The 7,941-nt window shown below is 71.8% G+C and carries 8 protein-coding genes; 4 read left to right on the top strand and 4 right to left on the bottom strand.

Annotated elements, in window-relative coordinates:
- Positions 1-35: 35 nt before the first annotated feature.
- The gene (locus VFZ39_RS10275; RefSeq protein WP_330865653.1) at positions 36-461 is read left to right on the top strand and encodes an aldo/keto reductase; all 426 of its coding nucleotides are present in this window, start codon (positions 36-38) and stop codon (positions 459-461) included.
- Here VFZ39_RS10275 and VFZ39_RS10270 read toward each other — a convergent pair.
- Both VFZ39_RS10270 and VFZ39_RS10265 read right to left on the bottom strand, forming a co-directional pair.
- On the bottom strand, positions 430-1,410 hold the full coding sequence (locus VFZ39_RS10270) for a phosphatase PAP2 family protein (protein WP_330865652.1): 981 nt from the start codon (positions 1,408-1,410) through the stop codon (positions 430-432). The genes VFZ39_RS10275 and VFZ39_RS10270 overlap by 32 nt on opposite strands.
- Before the next feature lie 73 nt (positions 1,411-1,483).
- A complete protein-coding gene (locus VFZ39_RS10265; RefSeq protein ID WP_330865651.1) occupies positions 1,484-2,254 on the bottom strand; it encodes an SIS domain-containing protein in 771 nt (256 codons plus the stop codon).
- 36 nt (positions 2,255-2,290) lie between these two features.
- On the opposite strand from VFZ39_RS10265, the gene VFZ39_RS10260 reads away from it, so the two are divergent.
- A complete protein-coding gene (locus VFZ39_RS10260) occupies positions 2,291-3,232 on the top strand; it encodes an N-acetylglucosamine kinase (protein ID WP_330865650.1) in 942 nt (313 codons plus the stop codon).
- 51 nt (positions 3,233-3,283) lie between these two features.
- Positions 3,284-4,984, top strand: a complete 1,701-nt coding sequence (locus tag VFZ39_RS10255; protein ID WP_330865649.1) for an ABC-F family ATP-binding cassette domain-containing protein — start codon at positions 3,284-3,286, stop codon at positions 4,982-4,984.
- Between the two features lie 99 nt (positions 4,985-5,083).
- Here VFZ39_RS10255 and VFZ39_RS10250 read toward each other — a convergent pair whose 3' ends face one another.
- Both VFZ39_RS10250 and VFZ39_RS10245 read right to left on the bottom strand, forming a co-directional pair.
- A complete protein-coding gene (locus VFZ39_RS10250; protein ID WP_330865648.1) occupies positions 5,084-6,277 on the bottom strand; it encodes a S1C family serine protease in 1,194 nt (397 codons plus the stop codon).
- Between the two features lie 100 nt (positions 6,278-6,377).
- A complete protein-coding gene (locus tag VFZ39_RS10245; RefSeq protein WP_330865647.1) occupies positions 6,378-6,929 on the bottom strand; it encodes an MOSC domain-containing protein in 552 nt (183 codons plus the stop codon).
- A 113-nt stretch (positions 6,930-7,042) separates the two neighbouring features.
- Here VFZ39_RS10245 and VFZ39_RS10240 point away from each other — a divergent pair, with 113 nt between their 5' ends.
- On the top strand, positions 7,043-7,879 hold the full coding sequence (locus VFZ39_RS10240; RefSeq protein ID WP_330865646.1) for an alpha/beta hydrolase: 837 nt from the start codon (positions 7,043-7,045) through the stop codon (positions 7,877-7,879).
- Positions 7,880-7,941: the final 62 nt, after the last annotated feature.

Genomic DNA, 7,941 nt, shown 5'->3' with positions numbered 1-7,941 from the left:
CGGAGCGCGGCCACGAGGTTCTCCCGCAGCGCGCCGTGCTCCCGAGCCACCGATGTCATGTACGCAGCGTACTGAGTGCCGCGCTCATCGAGTTGGTCTCACTCGGCCGTGGACTTCGCCCACAGGTTGATACCCGCCTCGACGGCGTGCCGGAGGACTCGCGGGCCGCCCGCGAGGGCTCGACGGTCTCCGGCCTCGACGACGCCGTTCTCGAGCGGGTCCGCTCCCTCAACGGGATCGCCGAGCGCCGGGGCCAGAAGCTCGCGCAGCTCGCGCTCCAGTGGGCGCTGCGGGATCCGCGGGTCACCAGTGCCGTGATCGGCGCCTCCAGCGTCGAACAGCTCGACACCAACCTCGACGCGGTCGACGGCCCGCCGCTCACCGACGAAGAGCTGGCCGAGATCGACGAGTACGCCGAGGAGGCCGGGATCAATCTATGGGCGAAGCAGACCGAGGAGTGAGGCCCTCCCGGCGCTCCCACCACGCGCAGCCGGCGAGCACCGCCACGGCGACCGCCCAGCCGGCGAGCACGTCGATGACGTAGTGCTCGGCGTAGTAGACCAGCGCGAAGCCCATGGCCACCGGGTACGCCGCCAGCAACCAGCGCCACGGCGACCGCAGCCGTGAGATGGCGTACGCCGCCACCAGGAACGCGATGCCCGCGTGCAGCGACGGCATCGCGGCTACCTTGTTGCCCACCCCGCCGAGCAGCAGGTTGAGCCGTTCGATACCGATGTCGTCCCAGCCTCGGCCGGTGATCCGCGGCAGGTCTGCCGGTAGGTGGTCGTACCTGGCCGCCCACCAGGGCGGCGCCATCGGGTACACGATGTAGATCATCAAGGCGGCGTAGCTGATCGCCAGCAGCCGCCGCATCCACGCCCTCCACTCGTCCCGGTTCCGGACCCAGAGCACGGCGGCGATGGTCAGTCCGGTCATGAAGTGCGAGGCGTAGACGGTGGTGAACACCAGGTCGTACCAGCGCGGGTCGCTGGCCGGGTCGCACGGGTCGCCGCAGAGCCGCTGTTGCAGGACCTCGGTCGGCAGGTGCCCGCCGAAGAGCCAGCGGTCGACCTCGATCGGCAGGTCGATGCTGACCGGCCGGTGGAGGTCGTCGGCGATGCCGCGGCTGTAGAAGTAGACGACCAGGGCGAGGAGCGGTGGCCACCAGTCGCGCAGGAACCGCAGGTGCTCGCGAGGCTCGGCCTCGACGTTCCACGCGATCACCCCCAGCCAGAGCCACAGGAAGATCTGGATGGTGTCGTTGGGCATGCCCGCGAACCAGGTCCACGCCGAGAGCAGTGCCGCGTACCCGGCCAGCGCGGGCACCCTGCGCGACCGCCGGGTCCCGGTGCGCGGCGGCGCGGGCTCGGGCGCCGGTGTCGGCGGCTCCAGGCGCAGGTCGCTCGTCATGGCCGAATCCTAGGAAGCGAGCTGCCTCCGGACCACGGACTTTGGTCGGAGTGGCCCCGGTCGGGCGACTGGATCACGCGGTGCGGCGGATCCGCCCCTCGTAGCGCTCCTCGAGCGCATGGTTGTGCTCGTCGCCGCCCGGCACGTTCGCCGAGAGGTAGACCGGAGGAGTCTCGCCCGCGTCGAGCAGTCGCCGCACCACCTCGGCGGTGACCATCTGGGCCAGCAGTGCGGCGGTGATCGAGGAGACCGCGCACGCGGACCCTCCACCTGGCAGCGGCAGCACGGCGTCGCCGTACGGTGCGCCGTTGTCGAGGACGACGTCCGCGTGGTCGACCAGCTTCTGCCCCGATGGATGACGCGAGTCGACGCCCTGCGTGTGCGCCAGCGAGGTGATCGCGATCAGCGGGTGGCCGTGCTCCTTGACGATCCGCGCCATCTCGACGACCGAGCCGTTGACGCCGGAGCTCGACGCGATCACGAAGACGTCGCGCGGGTCGGGCGCCGCGAGCTCGTAGAGCCGTCCCGCGATCGAGGGGTCGCGCTCGAGGATGCCTCGACCGAGCACGTCGGGAGAGTCACCTCCGTGCACGACCACGTCGCGCAGCGAGATCCGGTTGCTCGGCACCAGGCCACCTGCGCGACCGGCGAGCTCCATCGCGAGCGCCTCGGAGTGACCGGACCCGAACGTCTGGAGCACGCCGCCGCTGCTCACTGACTGCGCGATCAGGTCCGCGGCTGCGAGCACCGGCCCTGTGGCCTGCTCGGTGACGGCGCCCATGACGGGAGCGAGCGCGTCGAGGTACGACTGCGCGCTGATCTGGTGGTCGGCCGGCTCGGGCACGTGGACACCCCTCCTCGGGTCTTGTAGGAGTATGTCGTGACCGCCTCCTCGATCGACGCCGGGGGCCTCGCCCTCGGCGGCGACCTCGGCGGGACCTCCACCCGGATCCTGGTCACCGATCTCGTCGGCCGACCGCTCGGCCGCGGTCGGGCCGGCGGCGGCAACCCGACGGCCCACCCGGCGACGGCGCGCGACGCGCTGGCGGCTGCCCTCACCGAGGCGTTGCGGGACGTCGATCCTGGCCAGGTGCGGGCTGGCGTCCTCGGCATGGCCGGCGGCGGCGCGCTGCGCGACCCGGCGATCCGGGCGGCGTACGACGAGGCGTGGCGGACGGCAGGACTGCCCGGGCGGCCCGACGTCCGGTCCGACGTGGAGATCGCCTTCGCGGCCGGCAGCGACGCCACGACCGGGACCGTGCTCGTGGCCGGTACGGGTGCGGTCGCCGGGCGGGTCGAGGAGGGCCGCCTGGTGGCGACCTCCGGTGGCCACGGCTGGCTGCTGGGCGACGAGGGCTCGGGGTTCTGGCTGGGCCGCGAGGCCGTGCGGGCGGCGCTGCGGTGGGCCGGGACCGGCGAGGAGCCCGGTCCGCTGGTGCGATCGGTGCTGGCCGTGCTGCCCGAGGTCGGCAGCGACCCGCGGACCGCGCTGGTGCAGCACGCGTACGCGTCGCCGCCGGTGGCGCTCGCGGCCCTCGCGCCGCTGGTCACCGCCGCGAACGACGGGGGTGATCCGGTTGCCGCCGAGATCGTCCACACGGCTCTCGGCCACCTGCTGGGGCTGCTGGACCGGTTGCCGGAGCCGCGACCCGGCGAACCCGTCGTGCTGGCCGGGGCACTCACCGCGCGCGGGACGGCCATCGGGCACGGGCTGCGCCGCCACCTCGGCGAGCGCGGCCTGGACGTGCTGAGCGCTGCCGAACCGGTGACGGGCGCGGTCGCGATTGCGCGTCGTACCGCCGCCGCGGGGTCAGGTCCGTGATCGGCCGAAACCGAGGTGCGCCGGAGCCGTTCGAGCCGGACAATGCTGCCCATGGGTCACGTGGACGTCGCCGGTGTGCGATACGACCTGCCCGACGGCCGGGTGCTGCTCGACGACGTGTCGTTCCGCGTGGGGGACGGAGCGAAGGTCGCGCTGGTCGGCGCCAACGGAGCGGGCAAGACGACGCTGCTGCGCATCATCACCGGCGACGTCACGCCCCATACGGGCGTCGTGACCCGCAGTGGGGGGCTCGGGGTGATGCGGCAGATGGTCTCCCACGGGCTGGGTGACGATCCCACGGTGGCCGAGCTGTTGCTCTCGGTGGCGCCGGAACGGATCCGTCGTGCGCACGCCGAGATCGACCGGCTCGAACGCGCGCTCATGGAGGACGACGACGAGAAGACCCAGCTGGCCTATGCCGGGGCGCTGGCCGAGTACGCCGACGCCGGTGGCTACGACCTCGAGGTGACGTGGGACGTGTGCACGACCACGGGCCTCGGTGTGCCCTACGAGCGAGCGAAGTACCGCGAGCTACGCACCCTGTCCGGTGGCGAGCAGAAGCGACTGGTGCTGGACTACCTGCTGCGCGGACCCGACGAGGTGCTGCTGCTCGACGAGCCCGACAACTTCCTCGACGTACCCGGCAAGATCTGGCTGGAGGGGCGGATCCGCGAGTCGGCCAAGACCATCCTTTTCATCAGCCACGACCGGGAGCTGCTCAACAACACGGCCACCCGGATCGTGACCGTGGAGCTCGGTCACGCCGGCAACCTCGTCTGGACGCATCCGGGCGGGTTCGCCAGCTACCACGAGGCGCGCCAGGACCGGTTCCTGCGGTTCGAGATGCAGCGGCGTCGCTGGGACGAGGAGCACGCGAAGATCAAGGCGCTCGTGCTGCGGCTGAAGATCAAGGCCGAGTACAACGATGGCATGGCCTCGCAGTACCGCGCCGCCCAGACCCGGCTCCGCAAGTTCGAGGAGGCCGGCCCGCCGACCGAGCAGCCGCGCGAGCAGCAGGTGAAGATGCGCCTCAAGGGTGGCCGCACCGGCAAGCGTGCTGTCGTGTGCGAGCAGCTCGAGCTCACCGGCTTGATGGAGCCGTTCGACCTCGAGGTCTGGTACGGCGAGCGGGTGGCCGTGCTCGGCAGCAACGGCTCCGGCAAGTCCCACTTCCTGCGGCTCCTCGCGGCGGGCGGGTCCGACCCGGACAAGGAGCACCAGCCGGTCAGCGACGTACCTGTGGAGCCGGTCACCCACCGGGGGCGGGCGAAGCTGGGCGCTCGGGTGCGTCCCGGGTGGTTCGTCCAGACCCATGAGCACCCTGAGCTGCTCGGTCGCACGCTGCTGGAGATCCTGCACCGCGGCGACGCGCTGCCCGACGGACGTGGGCGTGCCGGCATGGGTCGCGAGCAGGCGGCGCGGGTGCTCGACCGCTACGAGCTCGCGCACGCGGCGGAGCAGACCTTCGAGTCGCTGAGCGGCGGGCAGCAGGCCAGGTTCCAGATCCTGCTGCTCGAGCTCTCGGGCGCCACGCTGCTGCTGCTCGACGAGCCGACCGACAACCTCGACGTCCAGAGCGCCGAGGCGCTCGAGGACGGGCTGGAGGCCTTCGAGGGCACCGTCGTCGCGGTCACCCACGACCGGTGGTTCGCGCGCGGCTTCGACCGGTTCCTCGTGTACGGCGCCGACGGATCGGTCTACGAGTCCGACGGACCGGTCTGGGACGAGGGGCGCGTCGTCCGCGCCCGTTGATGCTCTTCCATGGACGGTAGTCCCCGACGCTGTGGCTGCCCCTGCGATGAAATCGCAACCAGAGCGTCGGGGACTACCTGTCTTCCCCCGGGGTAAGCCTCAGCTGTTGGACAGCTCCGCGTCCGACTCGAGCGTCACCTCGGCGGTTTGCTCGTCACCGTCGCGCGTGAAGGTCACGGTGACGGTGTCGCCGGGGCGGTACGAGCGGACGGTCGCGATCAGGCTGTCGGAGTCGGTGATCAGCGTGTCGTCGACGGCGGTGACCACGTCCCCGACCTCGAGGCCGGCTTCCTCGGCGGCGGAGCCAGGCGTGATCTCGCGGATCACGGCACCGTCGGCGGTCAGGTCGTCGGTGGTGGCGGCGGTCCCGACACCGACACCCATTCTGGCGTGCACGGGGGTCTCGCCGGCCGCCATGTCCTCGACCAGCGGCATCACCTCGTCGATCGGGATGGCGAAGCCGAGCCCGATCGAGCCGCTGGGTGAACCGCTCATCGACGACCCGGCCGTGCGGATCGAGGAGTTGATGCCGACCACGTTGCCGTCGAGGTCGACCAGCGGCCCGCCCGAGTTGCCGGGGTTGATCGCGGCGTCGGTCTGGATCGCGGGGTAGACCGTCGCGTTGCCCTCGGCGTCCGAGCCCACGTTGACCGGACGCGCGAGTGCGCTCACGATGCCGCTGGTGACGGTCGCGTCGAGACCGAAGGGGGAGCCGATCGCCACGACCTGCTGGCCGACGTCGACGTTCGCCGACTCCCCGATCGTCGCGGGGGTCAGGCCCGAGACGTCCTCTGCCTGGATGACCGCCGTGTCGGTGAGCGGGTCGGTGCCGAGCACCCGCGCCCGGGCGTGGGTGCCGTCGTCGAACGACACGCTCAGGCTGCCGCCCTGGGCAGCGACCTCGACCACGTGGTGGTTGGTGAGGATCTGCCCGTCGGAGGTCAGGATGATGCCGGACCCGGAGCCGGACCCGCCGGGCCCGGTCACGTCGATCTTTACCACGGACGGCAGCACCTGCGCGGCGACCTGCTCCACGGAACCCTCCGGCGCCGGGGTGTCATCTGTGTCGGCGACCCGAGCCACCTGCCGGTCGGGGGTCGGTGCCCCGGCCTCGTCCTGCCAGGCGTCCCAGGCGGCCGCGCCACCCACACCAGCCGCTCCGCCGACGACCAGCGAGCCGGCGAGGACGAGCGCCACCAGACCGCCGCGGCGCGGCCGGCCCGGCTCTGCGGGCCGGTGCTCCGGCTCTGGCTGGTGCTCCGGGAACGGTGGGAGGATGCGGGTCTCACTCATGTCGAACAGAATGACGAGGCCGCCTGTGAACTTCCTTAACTCATGCTGGCAGGTCGCAAAGAACCACGCTGACCTGCAGCGACCCCACGACTGAGGAGCGTCACGGCAGCCGGCGTACCGGGTCGCCGGGCCGGACTACGCCACCGGTGACGATCCGCGCGTTGAGACCCCGCAGCCGCAACGCCTTGCCTGCCTCGGAGTTCACGAACTGCGTCGCCTCGTCGCCGAACCACCGCAAGAACTTCTTGCAGCCGTTGTGAGGCTTGGCGGTCACCTCGATCACGGCGGTGTCGCCGATCGCAAGGCGGGTCCCGGTGGGCAGGTTCTCGTGGGAGAGGTCGAGGTCGATGTAGAGCTGGTCGCCCGCGAGAGCCTGCTCGGCGGGGTCCTCGGAGAGCAGCGCCACCATCCGGGCGCTCATGACGGTCAGCTGCGCGTCGAGGTGCCGCCCCGCCGCCACCGCGCGGGACGTGGCTCTGCTCAGCCAGTTGTCGCCCACCAGCCCGTCGGCCTCGTCCAGCACCCCCTCGTCGAGCACCTCTCGCTGTCCGTTGGCCGGACGGCGTACGACGAGGGCCAGCGTGCCCACCTCGGACGGCGCCTCGCGAAGGTGGTCGAGCCGGGAGACGAGGTCGGTGGTGGTGACGGTCACGACGGGCATTCTGCCTGCGGCGCCGAGCCGTTGTCGCCCGGATTTGTCGCGCGTCGCATTCGACCGGCGGCATCGCCGATGAGTCCTGCCGGCGTCGCCGGTCTGTACCCACCATGAGGCTGGTCCGGGTCGGTGACGTCGAGCTGTGCGTGGACGAGTACGGCGACCCGGGTGACCCACCCGTCCTGCTCCTGTACGGGGCTGCCGGGTCCATGGACTGGTGGGACGTCGGCTTCTGCGAGGGGATCGCCGCCGGTGGTCGGCGGGTGATCCGCTACGACCACCGTGACACGGGCCGGTCGACGACCTGGCCGGCCGGCGCCCCGGCGTACGACGGTGGGGCGTTGGAACGCGACTGCATCGGTCTGATCGAGGCGCTCGGACACGGTCCGGCGCACCTGGTCGGCCTCTCGATGGGCGGCGGGATCGCGCAGTCGGTGGCAGATCACCGGCCGGACCTGGTGGCGGCCCTGACCCTGATCGCGACGACCGCAGCGGGAGGCGTCGAGTCCGACTCGCTCCCGGGCCTGTCTCCCGAGCTGCAGGCGCTGTTCGCCGACCCGCCTCCCGATCCCGACTGGACCGACCGCGACGCGGTGATCGCCTACCTCTCCGACACGGACCGCGCGTACTCCGGCCGGCTGTTCGACGAGGACCGGACCCGGAAGGTGGCGGGTGAGGTGTTCGACCGCAGCATCGACCCGGCCGCGGCCGGCAACCACTGGCTGCTCGTCGGCGGCGATGACGACGAGCCGACCGACGTACGCTGGATCACCGCACCCACCCTGGTCGTGCACGGGACGGAGGATCCGATGTTCCCCCTTCCCCACGGGGAGGCACTGGCCGCCGCGATCCCCGGCGCCCGGCTGCTGGTCGTCGAGGGCATGGGTCATCAGGTGCCACCCCAGTCCGCCTGGGACCAGGTCGTGCCCGCGATCCTGTCCCTCTAGAGGCTCACCCAGACCCCGCGGCGTGTGCCTGAGAGTGCGCTATGGCGCACTGTGAAGGCTCA

This window comes from Nocardioides sp. (genome assembly GCF_036374615.1).
Lineage (GTDB): Bacteria > Actinomycetota > Actinomycetes > Propionibacteriales > Nocardioidaceae > Nocardioides.
The sequence above is the reverse complement of the archived record's forward strand: the minus strand, read 5'-3'. Positions and strand labels throughout refer to the sequence as shown.